Raw genomic sequence first — 21,433 nt, 5'->3', positions numbered from 1 at the left:
AAACGCACGAGGAGCACCATGGCACACGAGGACGACGCACTCGAGCACGAGAGGGCTTCCTGGAAGCCCACCTCGGGGCTCGCCGTCGCGGTTCCCGACGCCGTACAGAACCCCGGCCTTCCCGGCCACCGTCAGCGCATGACCGACCAGGACCCGCAGGCGATGAAGCGTGCGGTTCGCACGGTCTACACCCTGTTCTACTTCTCGGTCGCGGCGAGCATCTGGGCGAGCATCGCCTACATGATCTTCCCGATCGAGTCGGGCGCGCTGATCGACATCCGGTACAACAACCTCTTCATCGGACTCGGCATCGCCTTCGCGCTGCTGGCGATCGGCATCGGCACCATTCACTGGGGCAAGTCGGTCATGTCCGACAAGGAGTACATCGAGGACCGTCACGCCACCCGTGGCCGTGACGAGGTCCGCGAGGGTGCGATCAATGTCTTCGCCGAGGCCGACAAGGACTCGGGGTTCGGACGTCGTGAGATCATTCGCAACTCGATGTTCGCCGCCCTGGCTGCCTCGGTCATCCCGGGTATCACGCTGTTCCGAGGCTTGGCGCCGCAGGACCAGGACCCGGTGAAGCTCCTCAGCCACACCATGTGGAAAGAGGGCATGCGCCTGACGCACGACCCCTCGGGTCGTCCGATCCGCGCGGCGGACGTGACCCTGGGGTCCGCCTTCCACGTGATCCCCGAGGAACTCGCGGGCCTGGGCCACGACGAGGGCTACCTCGAAGAGAAGGCCAAGGCGATCGTTCTGCTCATGCGCATGCAGCCTGAGCAGCTCAACCCCGAGACCAACAATCTGGACTGGTCGTACGACGGCATCATCGCGTACTCGAAGGTCTGCACCCACGTCGGTTGCCCCGTCGCGCTCTACGAGCAGCAGACCCACCACCTCCTGTGCCCCTGCCACCAGTCGCAGTTCGACGTCGCCAACGGTGCGGCCGTCATCTTCGGCCCGGCCGCCCGTCCCCTGCCGCAGCTCCCCATCACCGTCGACGCCGAGGGTTACCTCGTCGCGCAGAGTGACTTCCACGAGCCCGTCGGCCCCAGCTTCTGGGAGCGCTCATGAGCATCGGTACCCATCCCACCGAGAACGTCACCACCGAACCCGCGGTGCACGCGGGTCCCCCCGCGACGAGCGGGCGCGACGGCAAGCCGCTCGGCGGCCGCTTCGTCGGCTCGGTCGCGAACTACATGGACGAGCGCACGAGTATGTCGGGCATCGTCAAGGAGCTCGGCCGCAAGGTCTTCCCCGACCACTGGTCGTTCATGCTCGGCGAGATCGCTCTGTGGAGCTTCGTCGTCGTGCTGCTCTCCGGCACCTTCCTGACGTTCTTCTTCCAGGCCTCGATGGTCGAGACGCACTACAACGGTGCGTACGAGCCCATGCGCGGTATCGCGATGTCCGCCGCCATGGAGTCGGCTCTGCACATCTCGTTCGACCTGCGCGGCGGCCTGCTCGTTCGCCAGATCCACCACTGGGCTGCGCTCGTGTTCGTCGCCGGTATCGGCGTGCACATGCTCCGCGTGTTCTTCACGGGCGCGTTCCGCAAGCCCCGCGAGCTCAACTGGGTCGTCGGCTTCATCCTGTTCATCCTCGCGATGGCCGAGGGCTTCACCGGATACTCGCTCCCTGACGACCTGCTGTCCGGCAACGGCCTGCGCATCATCGACGGCATGATCAAGGGTCTGCCGATCATCGGCACGTGGACGTCGTTCCTGCTCTTCGGTGGCGAGTTCCCCGGTACCGCGATCGTCGGACGCCTCTACACGCTGCACATCCTGCTGCTGCCGGCGATCCTCGTGGCGCTCCTCGCGGTGCACCTCATGCTGATGATCATCAACAAGCACACCCAGTTCGCCGGCCCCGCCCGCACGAACAGCAACGTCGTGGGCTACCCGATGCTCCCGGTCTACGCCTCCAAGATGGGTGGCTTCTTCTTCATCACGTTCGGTGTGATCGTGCTGATCGCTGCTCTCGTGACCATCAACCCCATCTGGAACTACGGTCCGTACGACCCCTCCCCGGTCTCCGCGGGAACGCAGCCCGACTGGTACATCGGCTTCGCCGACGGCATGCTCCGTCTGATCCCGCCGCACCTCGAGTTCGTGCTCTGGGACCACACCTTCTCGTGGAACATCATCATCCCCGTCGGCGTGCTGGGGCTGTTCATCGTCCTGGTTCTCGTGTACCCCTTCATCGAGGCCTGGGTGACCGGAGACAAGCGCGAGCACCACATCGCCCAGCGTCCGCGCAACGCCGCGACGCGCACCGCGATCGGCGCCGCCGGCGTGACGTTCTACGCCGTGATGTGGGCGGCTGCGTCGTCCGACATCATCGCGACGCACTTCCACCTCACGATGGAAGGTGTCATCCACGTCCTGCAGGCCCTGCTGATCCTGGGTCCGATCCTCGCCTACTTCATCGCGAAGCGCGTCTGCATCGCGCTGCAGAAGAAGGACCGCGAGATCGCGCTGCACGGCTATGAGTCCGGTCGCATCGTCCGTCTCCCCGGTGGCGAGTACATCGAGGTCCACCAGCCCGTCGACGAGTACGAGCGCTGGAAGCTGATCGACAACGAGACCTACGAGCCGCTGGTCGTGCGTCCCAACGCCAAGGGTGAGATCCCCTGGTACGAGAACGTCCGCGGTTCCGTGTCGCGCTGGTTCTTCGAGGATCGTCTCGCTCCCCTCACGCAGGCCGAGCTCGACGCCGCGGTGGCTCACCAGCACCACGAACTCGACCACATCGATCACGAAGAGGCCGACGAGATCGCGGGCGCCAACGCTCGTGCCGACGAGGATGGTCGCCCCCGTAACGCGGTGGGTGAGCGTACCGAGGTCGAGATCCCGGCTCCCAAGGGTCTCGAAGAGCGCAACCGCCCGGAGGGCGACAAGAGCGAGTGATCGCCTCCCCCAAGAACCCCGGTGCTTCGGCACCGGGGTTCTTGCGTTCTCCCCGCCGTGCCTCACGTCCGCGAGAGACACGTAGCCCGAGCCACACCTCCATCCACGCGGAGAGGGTCTGGCAGGCAGGCACCGCGGAATGGCATCCGTGCTCCTCCCCCGGCGTGACGCGCTCCCCTAACGTGGGAGACATGACCGACGCTCAGGATTACTTCTCGCGCCGCCTCGCCTTCGAGACCGACCCCAGCGACGTGTACGCGGCCCAGAAGAACGGCGACCGCTTTGTGCTCGTCGACGTGCGCGGCAACGAGGCCTGGGCGCAGGGACGCATCACGGGCGCCGTTCACATGCCGTATCGAGACATCGACGATCGCGCACCTCTCGAGATCGCGCTCGATACCCCCGTCGTGGTGTACTGCTGGAGCCCCGGCTGCAACGCCGGGCAGAAGGGCGCCCTCGCCTTCGCCCGCCTCGGCTACGAGGTCCGCGAGATGATCGGCGGCTACGAGTACTGGGTACGTGAGGGCCAGCCCTTCGAGAACGACCAGGGTCCCTGCGAGCGGGTCTTCGACCCGACGGTCATGGTCGTCCGCTCCTAACCTCGAACACGACACGGGATGCCGTTAGGCTGCCGAGATGCAGCATCCCCCTCTGGAACCGTTCGACTCCGGGTTCGTGGAAAGGCCGGACGGCGCCCGGCTGTATTGGGAGACCTCCGGTAATCCGCGAGGGCGACCAGCGCTCTATCTGCATGGCGGACCCGGAGGGAATCTCGGCAAGGGCGGGTACCGACGCCGGTTCGACCCCGCCCTTCATCTGATCGTCGGGATCGATCAGCGCGGTTGCGGGCGGAGCGAGCCCTGGGCGATGGACGACCTCTCCAGCCTGCAGCATCAGACCATGGACGACCTCCTCGCCGATATCGAGGCGGTGCGGGTGCGTCTCGGCATCGACCGCTGGCTCTGGCACGGAGTGTCGTGGGGATCCACCCTGGCGCTCGCGTACGCCCTCGAGCATCCCGATCGCGTCACGGAGATCGTCAACTTCGCCGTCACGACCGGAGGGCGATGGGAGATCGATTGGATCACCGACGGCATCGCTCCGGTGTTCCCCGAGGCATATGAGCGCCTCCGTTCGCTCCTGCGCGCGGATGAGCGCACGATCGAGGGCTACGCACGGCTCTTGACCCAGGGCGATCCGCACATGCGCCAAGTGGCCGCCGACCAGTGGGACGAGTGGGAGGCCACCCACATGTCCCTGGGCCCGCTCTCCACCCCGGGTCCGCTGCACGACGACGAGCGGCACAGACGAAACTTCGCCACCCTGGTCTCGCACTACTGGGCGCGCGACTGCTTCCTCACCGGTGACGCGGCCATCCTCGCCCGTGCAGAACAGCTCGCCGGCATCCCCGGGGTCCTCGTCCACGGACGGCGTGACATCAGCGGGCCGGCATTGACGGCGTGGAGACTGCACCGCGCCTGGCCAGGATCCCGCCTCGAGATCGTCGAAGAGGACGGCCACGGTGGACCGCGGAGCGCGGAACTCTCTCAAGAAGCGATGGACGCGTTCGCCCGGGCATCGCGATGAACGCCGATCGACGAGACCGAGCCTGACCGGACTCTTCGTTGCCGGACGCGTCAGGCTGTTTCGACGTCCTCGGCGAACCAACGCGCCGCAGAACCGCAGAACACCGGGTCGCCGCCCACCGTCTGATCGTCGTCGACGACATCGCAGACGACGACGGTCACGTTATCGCGCGTGCCGGCCTCGAGCGCGAGCGCCACAGCTGCGGCCGCGGCAGATCGCGGGTCCGCCGCCTCGCCGACGAGGCGGGCGACATCCGCCTCGGGGACGTAGTCGGTCAGGCCGTCGCTGCAGAGCACCCATCTGTCGCCGGCCACCGGCGGACGCTCGGCGACGGAGACGACGTCTCCCTCGGCACCGCCGAGCGAAGCGGTGATGATGTTGCGCCGCGGGTGCGCCTGCGCGGCCTCGGGAGGGATGATCCCGTGGTCGACGAGCGCCTGAACATACGAATCATCACGCGTCTCGCGCGTGAACTCGCCGTCGCGGAGCAGGTACGCCCGCGAGTCGCCGGTGTGCGCGAGCAGCAGCTCGCCGCTCACACTGAGGAAGATACCCGTGAACGTCGTCGCCATGCCCTGCAGCGCAGGGTCACGCTCGACGTGGGCGCGGATGTCCCAGTTCGCTTCGCGGATGCGCACGAGCAAGCCGTCGGCATCCATCCCGCCGCCGCGCGTGGCGACGAGGCGATGAAGGAGCGCAGCAGACGCGAGGTCTCCAGAAGGCCCTCCTCCGACGCCATCTGCCACCGCCGCACCCCAGGACGCCGAGAAAGCGGCGTCCTGGTTGGTGGGACGGTGGGAGCCGGCGTCGGAGACGGCGGCCGCATTCAGCCGAATGGGCACGGGATCAGCGCGCGAAGTACCCGCGGTAGTACTCGTACACCCAGCCGACGATGGCGATGACGAAGATCGCGAATCCGACGGGGACGAGCCAGCTTCCGACGGCAAGACCGATCACCGCGATCGCCGCGGAGGCAGCGAGAACGATGGGCCACCACGACCACGGGCTGAACTCGCCCATCTCGGGGTCACCGTCGTCGATGTCCGCCGTGAGGGTGTCCTCGGGAAGATCACCGCGCTGCGCCTTCATGACGCGCGAGATGTAGAAAGCGATCATCGACGACATCAGTCCGAGGAAGACGAGCGCGACGCTGCCCACCCACTCGACTCCACCGTGCTGGAGAAGACTCCAGACGGTGTAGACGGCGGCGATCAGGAAGCCGAAGACGGCCAGGAGCCACCAGAGTCCAACGTTGGTACGCATTCTTACTTGACCTCTCCAGCCGCAGAGTCGACCACGGGCGCCTCGGGCGCGTCCTTCGCGGGGCCCACGCCGACCGGGATACCGGCCTCGGGGTGGTTCAGATCGAAGGCGGGACGCTCACTGCGGATACGCGGGATCGAGGTGAAGTTGTGACGCGGCGGGGGGCACGAGGTGGCCCACTCGAGCGAGGCACCGTAGCCCCACGGGTCGTCGACCGTCACGCGCGGCGCCTTGCGGGCGGTGATCCAGACGTTCAGGAGGAACGGGATCATCGACGCGCCGAGGATCATCGAGCCGACGGTCGAGAGTTGGTTCTCCCAGGTCCATCCATCAGCGGCCGCGTAGTCGGCGTAGCGACGGACCATGCCGTCGACACCCAGCCAGTGCTGGATGAGGAAGGTCATGTGGAAGCCGATGAACAGCATCCAGAAGTGAACCATGCCCAGACGCTCGTTGAGCATCTTGCCCGTCCACTTCGGCCACCAGAAGTAGAAGCCGGCGAACATCGCGAACACCACGGTGCCGAACACGACGTAGTGGAAGTGGGCCACCACGAAGTACGAGTCGGACAGGTGGAAGTCGAGCGGGGGCGACGCGAGGATGACGCCGGTCAGACCACCGAAGACGAACGACACGAGGAAGCCGAGGGCGAAGACCATGGGCGTCTCGAAGGTGACCGAGCCGCGCCAGAGCGTTCCGATCCAGTTGAAGATCTTCACGCCGGTCGGGACCGCGATCAGCATCGTCATGAGGGCGAAGAACGGCAGCAGCACACCGCCGGTGACGTACATGTGGTGCGCCCACACCGCGACAGACAGGGCCGCGATCGCGATGGTCGCGTACACGAGGGTCTTGTACCCGAAGATCGGCTTGCGGCTGAAGACCGGGAAGATCTCGGAAACGATGCCGAAGAACGGCAGCGCGATGATGTACACCTCGGGGTGTCCGAAGAACCAGAAGAGGTGCTGCCAGAGGAGCACTCCGCCGTTCTCGGGGCTGTAGATGTGGGCGCCGAGCACGCGGTCGGCGGCGGCGGCGAAGATGGCCGCGGCCAGCACGGGGAACGCAAGCAGGATCAGGATGCTGGTGATCAGCGTGTTCCACGAGAAGATCGGCATGCGCCACATCGTCATACCGGGGGCACGCATCGTGAGCACGGTGGTGATGAAGTTGACCGCACCGAGGATCGTGCCGAAACCGCTGATGCCGAGACCGAGCATCCAGAGGTTGCCGCCGACGCCCGGCGAGAAGCTGGCGTTGGCGAGTGGCTGGTAGGCGAACCAGCCGAAGCCGGCCGCGCCCTGCGGGGTGAGGAAGCCGGAGACGGCGATGGTCGACCCGAACAGGAACAGCCAGAACGCGAACGCGTTCAGACGGGGGAACGCCACGTCGGGGGCGCCGATCTGCAACGGCAGCAGCGCGTTCGCGAAGCCCGCGAACAACGGCGTCGCGAACATGAGCAGCATGATCGTGCCGTGCATGGTGAAGAGCTGGTTGTACTGCTCTTTGGTCGGGATGATCTGCATGCCCGGCTCGAACAGCTCGGCGCGGATGATCAGCGCCATGACACCACCGAGCATGAAGAACATGACGGAGGCGATCAGGTACATGTACCCGATGGTCTTGTGGTCGGTGGACGTGATCCACTTGACGACCAGGTTGCCCTTCTGCTCGACACGCGTGGTGCTGAGCAGTGCGGCTTGACGCGGCGGGAGAGTCGTCGGCCGCGAGGGGCCCGTCCCCTGGAGCGGAAGCGTCGTGGCCATGATCACTCGTTCCCTTCGGTACCGGCCGTCGTCAGGTTCTGCAGACGCGACAGGTCGCTGATGTCGCCCACGTCGCCGGCACGGCGCAGCGAGTCGAGGTAGGTGTTGTACTCGTCTTCGCTGACGACCTTGACGTTGAAGAGCATGGCGGAGTGGTACTCACCGCAGAGCTCCGCGCACTTGCCCTCGTACGTGCCTTCACGGGTGGGCGTGAACGACCACTCGTTGTCGCGACCGATGTACATGTCTTTCTTGTAGAGGAAGTCGATGATCCAGAACGAGTGGATGACGTCGCGCGAGCGGAGGTCGATCTTCACGGTCTTGTTCACCGGCAGGTACAGCGTCGGGACGTCCTGGAGGTCGTACCCGTCGGACGTGGCCTTGGCCTGGACGCCCATGGAGTACACGGCGTCGGAGTTGTCTTCCTTCGTGCCGTTGTACTGGAAGTCCCACGCCCACTGCTTGCCGTAGGCGGTGATCGAGACGTCGGGGTTCTCGTACTGCGTCTCGAGCGTGTTCTGGTCGCGCGCCGTGAAGGCGAAGAAGCCCACCACCAGAATGAGCGGCACGACCGTGTAGAAGATCTCGACCGGCATGTTGTAGCGCAGCTGCACCGGCAGACCGGACTGACCCTTGCGACGGCGGTACGCGATGACCGACCACAGCATGAGGCCCCAGGTGATCACACCCACGGCGAGGAGGACAATCCACGAGTTGACCCAGAGCCCTGCGACCATGTCGGTGCGGTTCGTGGCGGCCGGGCCGTCATCGACGAAGCCGGGCAGGAAGCCGTGGAGCTGGGTGGTGGTGCAGCCGGAGAGGGCCGCGACGGATGCGATTCCGAGGGGAAGCGCTGCCCAGCGAAGGCGACGTTTGGAGGGCACAATGCACCTTTCCGGGTCGTGGATGTTGCTCTGACAGTCTAGAGCAACCTCTCACCGTTCTCAGGCCATTCGTCCAGTGCCGAGACATCGAGAGCCCCCGGTTTCCGCGGTGTGATCCGGGATTCCGGGGGCTCTCGATTCGGCGCCGGAGACCGACGTCGGGGTCAGTGGAAACTGTCTCCACAGGCGCAGGAACCCTGCGCGTTGGGGTTGTCGATCGTGAAGCCCTGCTCCGAGATCGTGTCCTTGAAGTCGATGTTGGCGCCGTCGAGGTACGGAACGCTCATGTCGTCGACGATGACCTCGACGCCGTCGAAATCGACGACCTTGTCTCCGTCGAGGTAACGCTCGTCGAAGTACAGCTGGTAGATGAGGCCGGAGCAGCCGCCGGGCTGGACGGCGACGCGCAGGCGCAGGTCGTCGCGGCCCTCCTGCGAGAGCAGGCTCTTCACCTTGTCGGAAGCGGCCGCGGTCAGGCCGACGCCGTGCTCGCGGGTGTCGGCGGAGGACGACAGTGTGGTGTCGGTCATGGCGATGCCCTTCGGTTGTTCGGTCGCGGGGACGGGACGAGTCTACGCCCGTCCCGCCCGCGCGGCCTCGATCAGTGCGAGCGCGCGTTCAGACGCGCGAGCAACAGCGCCTCGGAGACCAACGCGTTGCGGAAGGTCTCGAGGTGCAGCGACTCGTTCGGACTGTGCGCCCGGGCGTGGGGATCTTCCACGCCCGTCACGAGGATCTGCGCCTCCGGGAACTCGCGGACGAGGTCGGAGATGAACGGGATCGACCCGCCGATGCCGACGTCGACGGAGTCGACCCCGTATCCGTCGGCGAACGACGCTCGTGCCTCTTCCACGGCCCACCCGCTCGTGTCGACGAGGAACGAGTCACCGCAGTCGACGTCGCTGAATTCCAACTGCGCTCCGAACGGGGCGTGGGCGCGCAGATGCGCCTCGACCGCGGCGAAGGCCTCTCGGGCGTCCTGCCCGGGGGCCACGCGCGCGCTGATGACCACACTCGTCTGCGGAGAGAGGGTGTTGGATGCCGCCTCGACCGGGGTGGCATCCCAACCGGTGATCGTGATCGACGGCTTGTTCCAGATGCGGCTGAGGATCGAATCGCGTCCGATCGGGCTCACCCCTTCGAGCAGGCCGGATTCGGCGCGGAGCGCGGACTCGTCGTAGGCGGGCGTCTCGGCGTCGCGCACGGCGAGGCCGTCGACCGCGACGGCGCCGTCGTCGTCCCACAGGGTCGCGAGCAGCTTGACCGCGGCGAGCATGGCATCCGGAACCGCCCCGCCCATCATCCCGGAGTGCGACGCGTGTTCGAGAGTGCGCACGGTCAGGGTGAAGCGGGCGTTGCCGCGCAGGGAGACGGTCAGACCGGGGGTGCGCTCGTCCCAGTTGCCGGAGTCGGCGACGACGATCACGTCGGAGCGGAGGACGTCGGCGTTGTCGGCGAGGAACTGCCCGAAGGAGCGCGAGCCGTACTCCTCCTCGCCCTCGATGAAGACGGCGATGCCGAGGTCGAGGTCGTCGCCGAGAACCTCGGAGACGGCCCGGATGGCGCCGACGTGGGCCATGACACCGGCCTTGTCGTCGGCAGCGCCGCGACCGTAGAGTCGCCCGTCGCGGACGGTGGGCTCGAACGGCGGCGAATCCCAGAGCGCCTCGTCTCCGGGGGGCTGCACGTCGTGGTGGGCGTAGAGCAGCACCGTGGGGCGACCGTTTCGGGCCGCGCGCGTGGCGAGAACGGCGGGCTGACCGAACTCCTCGGTTCCGGGGATCGCGGCGCGTTTCACCTCGACGGAATCGAAGACGCCGGTGCCCTCGAGGAGGGCGGCCACGGCGTCTGCGCTCTTCACGAGCGCTGACTGGTCGAAGGCCGGCCATGCGATCGAGGGGATGCGTACGAGGGAGCCGAGATCGGCGAGGGCGGAGGGGATGCCGGCGTCCGCTGCTTTTTGCACAGCGTCCTGCCGGGACAGGTCGAGGGTCATGCGGGTAATCTTAAATCTCCCGATCAGCGAAGCACCGAGGTTTCCCGTGGCCAAGTCCCCCGCACCCGCCCCCAACGACACTCCCGTCGAGCCGACGGAGCTCGGTTCGGGCAAGGGCCGCGCGACGCCGTCGCGCGCCGAGCAGGAGGCCGCCCGCAAGCGTCCGCTCGTGCCCGACACCAAAGAGGCCAAGGCCCGCGCCCGCGCCGAGCTCGCCGCTCAGCGCGAGAAGGCGCGCATCGGAATGGCCGCCGGTGAGGAGAAATACCTCCCCGTGCGCGACCGCGGTCCGCAGCGTCGCTTCGCCCGCGATTTCGTCGACGCCGGGTGGCACCTCGGTGAGGGCGTCATGCCCTTCATGATCCTCGTGATCGTGGCGACCCTGATCCCCGTCTCGTTCTTCCAGTACTGGTCGTTCGTGGCGCTGTGGATCTTCATCCTCTTCGTCGTCGGCGACATGATCATCACGTCGATCCGCATCAAGAAGGCCGCCAAGGAGAAGTTCGGCGAGAGCCGGCTCGAGAAGGGCCTCGGCTGGTACGCCGCGATGCGCACCGTCCAGATGCGCTTCATGCGCCTCCCCAAGGCGCAGGTGAAGCGCGGTCAGTACCCCGTCTGACCCCGGGTTCCACGAAACGGCGCGCCTTCGGGCGCGCCGTTTCTGCGTTGCGGGCCCATCACCCCGTTTCGGCGTTGAGTGTCCAAGACACGCCGCTCGAGAACGTCTGGGCACGGCGTGTTCTGGACACTCGACACGCGTGCCGGCGCCTGCGGGCGGGGTCCGCGCCGGGTCGCGGGAGTGAGAGACGCGTGCGCGGGTCAGCGGGTGCGGGCGAGACCGCGGTTGATCTGGCGGGCCCACAGCGGGCCGCGATAGAGGAATCCGGTGTACCCCTGCACGAGGGTCGCACCGGCGTCGAGGCGCTCGCGCACGTCGGCAGCGGTCTCCACTCCCCCAGCCGAGATCACGACGAACTCCGCCGGGACGACCTCGCGGACGAGCCGGAGCACGTCGACGGCACGCTTCTTCAACGGCGCGCCCGACAGCCCACCGGCGCCCATCGCCTCCACCCTCGCGGCATCCGTGCTCAGACCGGTTCGCGCGATCGTCGTGTTCGTGGCGATGATGCCGGCGAGCCCCGAATCGACGGCGAGGCGCGCGATGTCCTGCACCTCCGCGTCGTCGAGATCCGGGGCGATCTTCACGAGCAGGGGCGTATCGCCCGCGGCATCCCGCACCTCGGTCAGGAGCGGACGCAGCGTCTCGACGGCCTGCAGACCCCGCAGACCGGGAGTGTTGGGAGAGGAGACGTTGACGACGAGGTAGTCGGCGAGAGGGGCGAGCAGTCGCGCGCTGCGGACGTAGTCGGTCGTGGCGTCCTCGACGGCGACCACGCGGCTCTTGCCGATGTTGACGCCGATGATCGGGCGCCGACGCGAACGACGCACGCGGCGCAGTTTCGCCGCGGCCGCGGCCGCACCGTCGTTGTTGAACCCCATGCGGTTGATGACCGCGCGGTCGGCGACCAGGCGGAACAGACGGGGTTTCGGGTTGCCCGGCTGCGGGAGCGCGGTGATGGTCCCCACCTCGACGTGTCCGAACCCGAGGGCTCCGAGGCCACTGACCATCGTGACGTTCTTGTCGAAGCCCGCGGCGACACCGAAAGGCGAGTCGAATACGAGGCCAAGCGCCTCGACCTTCTGTGCGGGCACGGGCGCGGTGAAGCGACGGACGAGGGATGCCACCGGCCCCGCCCCCGCAGCACGGATCACGACCGCGCCGAGATGGTGAGCGAACTCGGGGTCGAGGCGGGTGAGGACCGTACGGAAGAGAAGGGGATACATCCCCGCCAGGTTACTGGACCGGGTCGTCCTCGCCGATCCGTGCCGTCGAGCGCTCGGCGTGGTCGGCCCGGAGCTGAGCGATCGCGACGTCGAAGTCGTCGAGCGAGTCGAACGCCTGATAGACGCTCGCGAAGCGCAAGTAGGCGACCTCGTCGAGCTCGCGCAGCGGACCGAGGATCGACAGACCGATCTCGTTCGCCTCGATCTGCGACGACCCGGTCTGACGGATGTTCTCTTCGACCTGCTGGGCGAGCACCGCCAGGTCGGCATCGGTCACCGGCCGCCCCTGGCACGCCTTGCGGACGCCCGACATGACCTTCTCCCGGCTGAAGGGCTCCACGACACCGGAGCGCTTGATGACGTTGAGGCTGGCGGTTTCCACCGTCGAGAAACGCCCGCCGCACTTGGGACACTGGCGACGTCGACGGATGCTGAGGCCATCGTCGCTCGTGCGCGAGTCGATGACGCGAGAGTCCGGGTTCCGGCAGAAGGGGCAGTGCATGACGCCGCCAGACTACGCGTCGAAGCGCGCGGTCACGGCCTCGCCGTGCGCGGGCAGCGCCTCGGCGTCGGCGAGGGTCACGATGGCATCGCGCACCCGCGCGAGGGCGTCGCGGTCGTACTCGACGACCTGCTGGGGCCGCAGGAAGGTCGCCGCCGACAGACCGGCGCCGTAGCGTGCCTGTCCCCCGGTGGGCAGCACGTGGTTACTGCCCGCGAGATAGTCGCCGAGGCTGACCGGGGTGTAGGGGCCGACGAACACGGCGCCCGCGTTGACGAAGTCCTCGGGCCGCGGGTCGGAGAGGTGCAGCTCGAGATGCTCGGGCGCGTAGGCATTGCTGAACGCGGTGGCCTGGGCGAGGTCGTCGACCAGCACGACGGCCGACTGCGGGCCGTGGAAGGCCGCGGTGACGCGCTCGCTGTGGGGGGTCGCGGCGACGCGGCCAGGCAGAGCCGCGAGCACGGCCTCGGCCAGGTCGGCGGAGGCGGTGACCAGCACGGCGGAGGCCTGCTCGTCGTGCTCGGCCTGGCTGACCAGGTCGGCGGCGACGAGGGAGGGGACGGCGCTGTCGTCGGCGACCACGAGGATCTCGGTCGCTCCGGCCTCGGAGTCCGTTCCGACCCGACCCGCGACGGCGCGCTTGGCGGACGCCACGAAGTTGTTGCCGGGGCCGGTCACCACATCGACCGGGTCGAGCCCGATCTCGCCGACGCCGTGGGCGAAGGCGCCGATCGCTCCCGCGCCGCCCATGGCGTAGACCTCGGTGACGCCTAGAAGCTTGGCGGCGGCGAGGATGACCGGGTGCACGCGTCCGCCGAACGCGGCCTGCGGCGGAGAGGCAAGGGCCACCTCGCGCACTCCCGCCACCTGTGCGGGAACGACGTTCATCACGACGCTCGAAGGATAGACGGCCTTGCCACCCGGGACGTACAGACCCACGCGGCGCACCGGCTGCCACCGCTGGGTCACGCGTGCACCCTCGCCGAGCTCGGTGACGACGGGGGCAGGCACCTGGGCCGCGGACGCGGTGCGCACGCGCGCGATGGCCTCGTCGAGAGCGGCACGGATGCCGGGATCCAGATCGCGCAGGGCTTCGTCGAGGTGGTCGGCTGGCACGCGCAGGGCGTGATCGCTCACCCGGTCGAAACGCGCGGCCTGCTCGCGAAGAGCTTCTTCGCCGCGCCGGGCGACGTCGTCGACCAGCCGGGCGGCGGTGGCGAGGGCCTCGTCGCGGGCGGCGTCGGCTCGCGGGACGACGGCGAGAAGCTCGGCCGGCGAGAGCACGCGGCCGCGGAGATCGATCGTGCGAAGCATGTGTTCCAGGCTACCGGCGCCTGCGAGCCGCCTCGCGCGGGGCGGGCGGCTCGCAGGCTCTGTTCAGCCGCGTGTGACGCCGGAGACGTCGTGCAGGTAGCCGATGCGGCCGTCGTCGTGGCGGACGACGAAGGTCTCGCCGCGGTCCTCGATCACGAGCGCCCACGCCGTGGGACCGATGTGGAAGATCGGTGTGCCGTAGTCGTCTACGATCTCGCGCTGCTCGGGAGCAAGCGCCCAGAACGCCTGCGCGTGCGGGTGGTCTTCGTGAGCGGTGCGCTGCTGGGAGGTGGGCTCGTCGCCCGAGGGGGCCTCCCAGCGCGAGTGATCCTCGCGGTCGTTCGCGCGATCGTCGTCATCGGTCCGCAGCGGAGCGAACACATCGGTGTCGTTGGCGTCGGCATGGGCGGGGAACACGCTGGTCGCCGGTGCCGGGTCGTGCGAGAGATCGGTCGAGCCGGTGTAGCTGCCCGGGACGGGGACGTCCGCCCCGGCCTCGGCGCCCGAGTCGGCGGCCGCCACGGGGGTCGCCGTCTGCTCCGCCGCCTTCGGGGTACGCGGGGTACGCGGGCGCGCCACGACCGGACGGATCGGACGCGCGTTGCGGTGAGCCGGGATCTCTTCTCGACCACGGAAATCGGCCGAGAAGGGCGGGATCAGCGGCGCGAACACGGTGAGGACGACGCCCGCCAGCAGGAGGACGGCCTCGACCCAGATCACCCAGGAGCGCGTCCAGACTCCGTTCGAATCGAAGACCGCGACCGTGTCCCACACCCACGCGATCCACACCAGGGCCGCGACGGCGAAGGCGACGGAGGCGAACTGGTCGATGCCGAGCGAGCCGACGCGCCGGATGCCCTGGGGCGACAGGCGCCGGAGCACGATGAGGCCGACCGCGACGGTGGGAAGGGCGATGGACGGGATCCACCACAGACCCGAGAGCCAGACGTTGGCACCACCGACGAGGACACCGGAGCCCGATTCGAGGATGTTGGTGCGGAAGAACGAGACGAAGAACGCCACGACCCAGATGCCGAGGAGCGCGACCTCGCGAACGGAGAACGGACCGACGCCGTAGTTGGGGCGGTCGGCATGTCCGTCGACCTGCGAGTGAGTGCCGGTGCGGGCGTTCGCGTGCGCCGCGGCGGGTACGGACGCGCCGCGGGATCCGGCGTCGAGAGCGCCGGTGTCGTGGCCTCCCGTGTCGGTCAGATCTGCGACGTCGTCATCGGAGCCCCGTCGACGAGCGCCGGTCGGCTGGTAGGGCGCATCCTCGGTGTGGGATGGGTCGAGTGCGTCGGGGTCGGTGGGCGTGAAGCCGTCGTGGGGGGTCGGATCGGTCACGGTGGTCCTTTCGGAGGGCGGCAAGCGCCCGGTCATCCTAACCAGGGGGTCCCCAGCATCCGCTGGGGTTGCAACTCTTTACGGAGGCGCGTCGATCAGCCGAGGCAGTTCGGGCCGAGGAGGCCCTTGAGCTCGCCGAACAGGTCGGCGGTCACGCGGACGGGCATCGGCACCTCGAACACCTTGGCGGTGCCGCCTTTGTGCAGCTTGAGGACGACCTCGGTCGAACCGGAATGCCGGCGCAGCATCTGCGCGAGCTCGCCGACGAGAGCCTCGTTCGCGCGCTGCTCCGGAACGACGAGGGTGAGCCCGCCCGCATCGTCGAGGCCCTCGAGGTCGGGAGCGAAGGCACTCTGCGCGTGCAGGTTCAGCCCGTCGTCGCGGCGCGAGACCCGACCACGCACCACGAGGATGGAGTCTCCCTGCAGGATCGGCGCGAACTCCGCATAGGTCTTGCCCATGAACATCACGGTCACCTCGCCGTTGAAGTCCTCGACGGTGACCATGCCGTAAGGGTTGCCGCTCTGCTTCGCGACGCGGTGCTGGACACTCGTCAGCAGGCCCGCCACGGTGACCTGGTCGCCGTCCTGGACGTCCTCGGAGGCGAGGAGATCGTGGATCGACGTCGAGGCGTGCTTGGCGAGGGGCACCTCGAGACCGGCCAACGGGTGGTCGGACACGTAGAGCCCGAGCATCTCGCGCTCGAAGGCGAGTTTGTCCTTCTTGGTCCACTCGGGACGCTCGGGGACCTTCTCGACCTGCTGCGGTTCGTCCCACAGAGAGTCGAAGTCGAAACCCACCTCGCCGTTCGCCTCGCGACGCTTGTCGAGCACGGCCCCCTCGCACGCGTCCTCGTGGATCTCGACGAGGGCGCGGCGGGTCGACCCGAGCGAGTCGAAGGCGCCGGCCTTGATGAGCGATTCCACCGTGCGCTTGTTCGCCACGTGCAACGGGACCTTCGACAGGAAGTCGTGGAACGACGTGTACTTGGCATCTTGTCTGGCCGAGACGATCCCGTCGACGACGTTCGTTCCGACGTTGCGGACGGCTCCGAGGCCGAAGCGGATGTCCTCGCCGACGGCCGCGAAGAAGCGGATCGACTCGTTGACGTCGGGCGGCAGCACCTTGATCCCCATGCGACGGCACTCGTTGAGGTAGACCGCCATCTTGTCCTTCGAGTCCCCGACGCTCGTGAGCAGAGCGGCCATGTACTCGGCGGGGTAGTGCGCCTTGAGGTAGGCGGTCCAGTACGACACGAGACCGTAGGCGGCGGTGTGCGCCTTGTTGAAGGCGTAGTCCGCGAACGACTCGAGCACCTTCCACAGCGTCTGCTGCGCGACCTCGCCGAAACCGCGCTCGGTCATGCCGCCGAAGAACGTCTCTTTCTGCTTGTCGAGCTCGCTCTTCTTCTTCTTGCCCATCGCGCGACGCAGCAGGTCGGCCTGGCCGAGGGTGTAGCCGGCGACACGCTGGGCGACGGCCATCACCTGCTCCTGGTAGACGATCAGGCCGTACGTTGTGTCGAGGATGTCCGCCAGCGGTTCTTCGAGCTCGGGGTGGATGGGCTCGATCTCTTGCTGCTTGTTCTTGCGCAGCGCGTAGTTGATGTGCGAGTTCACGCCCATGGGGCCCGGGCGGTACAGCGCGAGCACCGCCGAGATGTCCTCGAAGTTGTCGGGGCGCATGAGACGCAGAAGCGAACGCATCGGCCCGCCATCGAGCTGGAACACACCGAGCGTGTCCCCGCGGGCGAGGAGCTCGTACGAGGCGGGGTCGTCGAGCTCGAGGTCCTCGAGCACGAGGGGGTGACCGCGGTTGGCTTCGATGTTGTCGAGGGCGTCGTTGATGATCGTGAGGTTTCGAAGCCCCAGGAAGTCCATCTTGATCAGGCCGAGCGACTCGCACGCCGGGTAGTCGAACTGCGTGACGATCTGGCCGTCCTGCTCGCGGCGCATGATCGGGATGATGTCGATCAGCGGCTCGCTCGACATGATGACACCGGCCGCGTGCACGCCCCACTGGCGCTTCAGGTTCTCGAGCCCCAGAGCGGTGTCGAAGACCGTCTTGGCCTCGGCATCGGTCTCGATGAGGGTGCGGAACTCGCTCGCCTCTTTGTGCCGGGGATGCTCGGGGTTGAACATGCCGTCAAGCGGCATGTCCTTGCCCATCACAGCCGGGGGCATGGCCTTGGTGAGTCGGTCTCCCATGCTGAAGGGGAATCCGAGCACGCGACCGGCGTCCTTCAGCGCCTGCTTGGCCTTGATCGTGCCGTAGGTCACGATCTGGGCGACGCGCTCGTCGCCGTACTTCTCGGTGACGTATTGGATGACCTCGCCGCGGCGACGGTCGTCGAAGTCGACGTCGAAGTCGGGCATCGAGACGCGGTCGGGGTTGAGGAAGCGCTCGAAGATGAGGCCGTGCTGGAGCGGATCGAGGTCGGTGATCTTCATCGCGTACGCGACCATCGAGCCGGCGCCGGAACCACGGCCGGGACCGACGCGGATCCCGTGGTCCTTCGCCCAGTTGATGAAGTCGGCGACGACGAGGAAGTACCCGGGGAACCCCATCTGGAGGATGACGTCGGTCTCGTACTCGGCCTGCTTGCGCACGGCATCCGGGATGCCGCCGGGGTATCGGTCGTGAAGCCCGTTCTCGACCTCTTTGATCATCCAGCTGCCCTCGGTCTCGCCGTCGGGCACGGGGAAGCGCGGCATGTAGTTGGCCGAGGTGTCGAACTCGACGTCGCAGCGCTCGGCGATGAGCAGCGTGTTGTCGCACGCCTCGGGGTGATCGCGGAACACCTGACGCATCTCGGCGGGCGACTTGACGTAGTAGCCGTCACCGTCGAACTTGAAGCGCTTCGGATCATCGAGCGTCGAGCCCGACTGCACGCAGAGCAGCGCGGCGTGGCTCGTCGCGTCGTGCTGGTGCGTGTAGTGCAGGTCGTTGGTTCCCAGGAGCGGGATGCCGAGATCTTTCGACAGCTTCAGCAGGTCGCCCATGACGCGGCGCTCGATCGAGAGGCCGTGGTCCATGATCTCGGCGAAGTAGTTCTCTTTGCCGAAGATGTCCTGGAACTCGGCGGCCGCGGCCCGGGCGGCTTCGTACTGGCCGAGGCGCAGGCGCGTCTGCACTTCGCCGGACGGGCAGCCGGTGGTGGCGATGAGGCCCTTGCTGTAGGTCTGCAGCAGCTCTCGGTCCATGCGGGGCTTGAAGTAGTAGCCCTCCATGCTCGCCTTGGACGACAGCCGGAAGAGGTTGTGCATGCCCTGCGTCGTCTCCGACAGCAGTGTCATGTGCGTGTACGCACCCGAACCCGAGACGTCGTCGCTCTGCTGTTCGGGCGTGCCCCAGCGCACGCGCGTCTTGTCGGAACGGTGGGTGCCGGGGGTGACGTAGGCCTCGATGCCGATGATCGGCTTGATGCCCGCGTCTTTCGCGGTCTTGTAGAACTCGAAGGCCGCGAAGGTGTTCCCGTGGTCGGTGACGGCGATGGCCGGCATGCCCTGTTTGACGGCCTCTTGGACCATCGGGCCGATGCGGGCCGCACCGTCGAGCATCGAATACTCGCTGTGCACGTGAAGGTGAACGAAGGAGTCTGCTGCCACGGGTCGAGTCTACGTTCGGCCCCCGACATCGATCACGGAAGTTCGCAGCCGGCGCTCAGTTCGACGCGCTCCCCCGGGCGCGTCGCCGGGTTCCCGGCATTCGGTCCGTCCGTCTGCGCCCAGGGAGCGTGCCAATCGTCGGTCAGGCCCCGTCGCCGAGCAGCTCGAGGGCGTGCGCGAGATCCGCGGGGTACGGAGACTCGAACTCCACCCGCTCCCCCGAGCCGGGGTGCGTGAAGGCAAGTCGATGCGCGTGCAGCCACTGGCGCGTAAGACCGAGGCGGGCCGACAGCGTGGGGTCGGCGCCGTACAGGGGGTCGCCGGCGCAAGGGTGGCGGTGGGCCGCCATGTGGACGCGGATCTGGTGCGTGCGTCCGGTCTCGAGATGGATCTCGAGGAGGGAAGCGCGCGGGAACGCCTCGATCGTCTCGTAGTGCGTCACGGAGTCTTTGCCGTCCGGCGTCACGGCGAACTTCCACGAATGATTCGGATGCCGGCCGATCGGCGCGTCGATGGTGCCGGAGAGCGGGTCGGGGTGGCCCTGCACGACCGCGTGGTAGATCTTGTCGACCTCGCGCTCCTTGAAAGCGCTCTTGAGCAGCGTGTAGGCGCGCTCGGTCTTGGCGACCACCATGAGTCCGCTCGTGCCGGCGTCGAGGCGGTGTACGACACCGCGCCGCTCGGCCGGTCCGCTCGTGGCGATGCGGAAGCCCGCCGCGGCGAGGGCGCCGAGCACGGTCGGTCCGTCCCACCCCACGGAGGGGTGGGCTGCGACGCCGGCGGGCTTGTCGACCACGACGATGTCGTCGTCGTCATGCACGATGCCAAGGTCGGGGACCTCGACCGGCACGATCTCGGGTTCTCGCCTGGGCTCCCACTCGACGCTCAGCCAGGTGCCGGCGCGCAGGCGGTCGGAACGGCCGGCCACCCGGCCGTCGACGCTCACGCCACCGGCGTCGGCCACCTCGGCCGCGAACGTGCGCGAGAAGCCGAGCATCTTCGCCAGGCCCTGGTCGATGCGCGTCCCGTCGAGCCCATCGGGGACGGGCAGGCTCCGCGACTCCATGTCAGCGAGCGCCCGGATCGGCGGGGGCTTCGACGTCGCCCTCGGCGGCGTCCGCCGTCGTGCTCGAGGCCTTGGTCTCGCGGGTCCCGTCGAGCTTTAGGCCGAAGAGCACGAGGACGGCCACCGAGATCATCATCGTGACGATGAACATGTCGGCGACGTTGTAGATCGCGGGCATCATCCAGGGCGTCGAAATGAAGTCGACGACGTGACCCACGGGGAACCCGGGCTCTCGCACCAAGCGGTCGGTGAGGTTACCGAGCACACCGCCCAGCAGCAGTCCCAGCACGATGGCCCAGAGACGGGAACGGACACGACGAACGCCCAGATAGACGATCACGCACGCGACCACCGCCAGGGCGATCGTGAAGATCCATGTGACGCTTTCGCCGAGCGAGAACGCCGCACCGGGGTTACGGACGAGATAGAACTGCAGGAAGTCGCCGATGATCGGGACCACGCGCTCCGAAGGGAGGCTGGCGATCGCGGCGTTCTTCGCAAACTGGTCGGCGGCCAGCACCAGCACCGCGAGAATCGCGATGATGATGCCGGCCGCCGCCGTACGCAGAGGAGGTCGACTGCGCAAAGAGTCGGCCTACAGACCGATCGCCGACACCGGCGTCGAGCCCGAGGACGTCGCGGTGGTGTCGAGGTCGCGGAGCTGACCCTCGATGTACGAGCGCAGCTGCGAGCGGTAGTCGCGCTCGAAGTTGCGCAGCTCGGTGATGCGACCCTCGAGCGTGGTGCGCTCCTTCTCGAGACGGGCGCGCTCTTCGCGGCCCTTCTGCTCGGCCTCGGCGACGATGGACGCCGCCTGAGCCTGCGCCTCACCGATGAGCTGGTCGCGCTGGGCCTTGCCCTCGGCGACGTGCTCGTCGTGCAGGCGCTGCGCCAGCTCGATGATGCCGGCGCTCTGGGCGGCGGGCTCGACGTCGTTCGACGGCGCGGAGGCGACGGGGGCCGGAGCGGGCGTCTCGGCGACGACCGGCTCTTCGACCTTGGGGGCCTCGGCGGGGGCTTCGGCGGCGGCCGGGGTGGCCTCGCCGGACTCGTACGCCGCGAGCTTGGTCTTCAGCTCTTCGTTCTCGGCGATCGTCTTGCGCCATTCGACGACGATCTCGTCGAGGAAGTCGTCGACCTCATCGGGGTCGAAGCCCTCCTTGAAGCGGACGTGCTGGAACTGCTTGGTGACGACGTCATCGGGGGTCAGTGCCATGGTGTTTCCTCTTTCGAGAGCTCTGATGTCGGAACTGTGGGGGTGTCGCACCGGGGCGTACCGCTTCGGAACAGCATAGCCGCCGCCCTCCACCGGTGTCGAAGATCACCGGTGAAGAAGCGGCGGC

Annotated in this window: 19 protein-coding genes; 5 read left to right on the top strand and 14 right to left on the bottom strand. The window is 67.8% G+C overall.

Annotated elements, in window-relative coordinates; translation table 11 throughout:
• Positions 1–18 precede the first annotated feature (18 nt).
• The 4 genes from OVA17_RS11915 (at position 19) to OVA17_RS11900 (ending at position 4,502) form a co-directional block, all read left to right on the top strand.
• On the top strand, positions 19–1,077 hold the full coding sequence (locus OVA17_RS11915) for a ubiquinol-cytochrome c reductase iron-sulfur subunit (protein WP_210076290.1): 1,059 nt from the start codon (positions 19–21) through the stop codon (positions 1,075–1,077).
• Positions 1,074–2,915 carry a cytochrome b gene (locus OVA17_RS11910; RefSeq protein WP_373458852.1) on the top strand — a complete coding sequence of 614 codons (1,842 nt, stop codon included), beginning with the start codon at positions 1,074–1,076 and terminating at the stop codon, positions 2,913–2,915. The genes OVA17_RS11915 and OVA17_RS11910 overlap by 4 nt, the downstream gene beginning before the upstream one ends.
• Before the next feature lie 191 nt (positions 2,916–3,106).
• On the top strand, positions 3,107–3,514 hold the full coding sequence (locus tag OVA17_RS11905) for a rhodanese-like domain-containing protein (protein ID WP_267786754.1): 408 nt from the start codon (positions 3,107–3,109) through the stop codon (positions 3,512–3,514).
• Positions 3,515–3,551: 37 nt separating this feature from the next.
• On the top strand, positions 3,552–4,502 hold the full coding sequence (locus OVA17_RS11900; protein ID WP_267786753.1) for an alpha/beta fold hydrolase: 951 nt from the start codon (positions 3,552–3,554) through the stop codon (positions 4,500–4,502).
• A gap of 50 nt (positions 4,503–4,552) precedes the next feature.
• On the opposite strand, the gene OVA17_RS11895 is transcribed toward OVA17_RS11900, so the two are convergent.
• The 6 genes from OVA17_RS11895 to OVA17_RS11870 form a co-directional block, all read right to left on the bottom strand.
• Positions 4,553–5,344, bottom strand: a complete 792-nt coding sequence (locus OVA17_RS11895) for a PP2C family protein-serine/threonine phosphatase (RefSeq protein ID WP_267786751.1) — start codon at positions 5,342–5,344, stop codon at positions 4,553–4,555.
• Positions 5,345–5,348: 4 nt separating this feature from the next.
• The gene (locus OVA17_RS11890) at positions 5,349–5,765 is read right to left on the bottom strand and encodes a cytochrome c oxidase subunit 4 (RefSeq protein WP_210076301.1); all 417 of its coding nucleotides are present in this window, start codon (positions 5,763–5,765) and stop codon (positions 5,349–5,351) included.
• Between the two features lie 2 nt (positions 5,766–5,767).
• Positions 5,768–7,531: a cytochrome c oxidase subunit I gene (gene ctaD / locus OVA17_RS11885; RefSeq protein ID WP_056227796.1), complete on the bottom strand. Its 1,764-nt coding sequence runs from the start codon at positions 7,529–7,531 to the stop codon at positions 5,768–5,770.
• A gap of 2 nt (positions 7,532–7,533) precedes the next feature.
• On the bottom strand, positions 7,534–8,415 hold the full coding sequence (coxB, locus tag OVA17_RS11880; protein WP_267786749.1) for a cytochrome c oxidase subunit II: 882 nt from the start codon (positions 8,413–8,415) through the stop codon (positions 7,534–7,536).
• A gap of 164 nt (positions 8,416–8,579) precedes the next feature.
• The gene (gene erpA, locus OVA17_RS11875) at positions 8,580–8,945 is read right to left on the bottom strand and encodes an iron-sulfur cluster insertion protein ErpA (protein ID WP_210076305.1); all 366 of its coding nucleotides are present in this window, start codon (positions 8,943–8,945) and stop codon (positions 8,580–8,582) included.
• 71 nt (positions 8,946–9,016) lie between these two features.
• The gene (locus OVA17_RS11870) at positions 9,017–10,411 is read right to left on the bottom strand and encodes a dipeptidase (RefSeq protein WP_267786747.1); all 1,395 of its coding nucleotides are present in this window, start codon (positions 10,409–10,411) and stop codon (positions 9,017–9,019) included.
• 46 nt (positions 10,412–10,457) lie between these two features.
• Between OVA17_RS11870 and OVA17_RS11865 the strand changes: the two genes are divergently transcribed.
• Positions 10,458–11,030 (top strand): DUF3043 domain-containing protein, encoded by a 573-nt coding sequence (locus OVA17_RS11865; protein ID WP_210076309.1) that lies wholly within the window; start codon positions 10,458–10,460, stop codon positions 11,028–11,030.
• Between the two features lie 200 nt (positions 11,031–11,230).
• On the opposite strand, the gene OVA17_RS11860 is transcribed toward OVA17_RS11865, so the two are convergent.
• The 8 genes from OVA17_RS11860 to OVA17_RS11825 all read right to left on the bottom strand — a co-directional run bounded on the left by OVA17_RS11860 (position 11,231) and on the right by OVA17_RS11825 (position 21,306).
• On the bottom strand, positions 11,231–12,256 hold the full coding sequence (locus OVA17_RS11860; RefSeq protein WP_267786746.1) for a quinone-dependent dihydroorotate dehydrogenase: 1,026 nt from the start codon (positions 12,254–12,256) through the stop codon (positions 11,231–11,233).
• A 10-nt stretch (positions 12,257–12,266) separates the two neighbouring features.
• Complete coding sequence (gene nrdR, locus OVA17_RS11855; RefSeq protein ID WP_267786745.1) at positions 12,267–12,758, bottom strand: transcriptional regulator NrdR; 492 nt, start codon at positions 12,756–12,758, stop codon at positions 12,267–12,269.
• A 12-nt stretch (positions 12,759–12,770) separates the two neighbouring features.
• Positions 12,771–14,072 (bottom strand): histidinol dehydrogenase, encoded by a 1,302-nt coding sequence (gene hisD, locus OVA17_RS11850; protein ID WP_267786744.1) that lies wholly within the window; start codon positions 14,070–14,072, stop codon positions 12,771–12,773.
• A gap of 63 nt (positions 14,073–14,135) precedes the next feature.
• Positions 14,136–15,416 carry a hypothetical protein gene (locus OVA17_RS11845; protein ID WP_267786743.1) on the bottom strand — a complete coding sequence of 427 codons (1,281 nt, stop codon included), beginning with the start codon at positions 15,414–15,416 and terminating at the stop codon, positions 14,136–14,138.
• 95 nt (positions 15,417–15,511) lie between these two features.
• The gene (gene dnaE, locus OVA17_RS11840; RefSeq protein ID WP_420712438.1) at positions 15,512–18,976 is read right to left on the bottom strand and encodes a DNA polymerase III subunit alpha; all 3,465 of its coding nucleotides are present in this window, start codon (positions 18,974–18,976) and stop codon (positions 15,512–15,514) included.
• 190 nt (positions 18,977–19,166) lie between these two features.
• Entirely contained in the window at positions 19,167–20,090 is a 924-nt protein-coding gene (locus OVA17_RS11835) for an RluA family pseudouridine synthase (RefSeq protein ID WP_210076318.1), read from the bottom strand.
• A gap of 1 nt (position 20,091) precedes the next feature.
• Positions 20,092–20,676 (bottom strand): signal peptidase II, encoded by a 585-nt coding sequence (gene lspA / locus OVA17_RS11830; protein ID WP_267786741.1) that lies wholly within the window; start codon positions 20,674–20,676, stop codon positions 20,092–20,094.
• 9 nt (positions 20,677–20,685) lie between these two features.
• Positions 20,686–21,306 carry a DivIVA domain-containing protein gene (locus OVA17_RS11825; protein WP_210076322.1) on the bottom strand — a complete coding sequence of 207 codons (621 nt, stop codon included), beginning with the start codon at positions 21,304–21,306 and terminating at the stop codon, positions 20,686–20,688.
• Positions 21,307–21,433: the final 127 nt, after the last annotated feature.

The sequence above is a fragment of the Microbacterium sp. SL75 genome, from assembly GCF_026625865.1.
In the GTDB taxonomy this organism is placed as follows: Bacteria; Actinomycetota; Actinomycetes; order Actinomycetales; family Microbacteriaceae; genus Microbacterium.
This window is presented reverse-complemented; position numbering and strand designations above follow the sequence as displayed.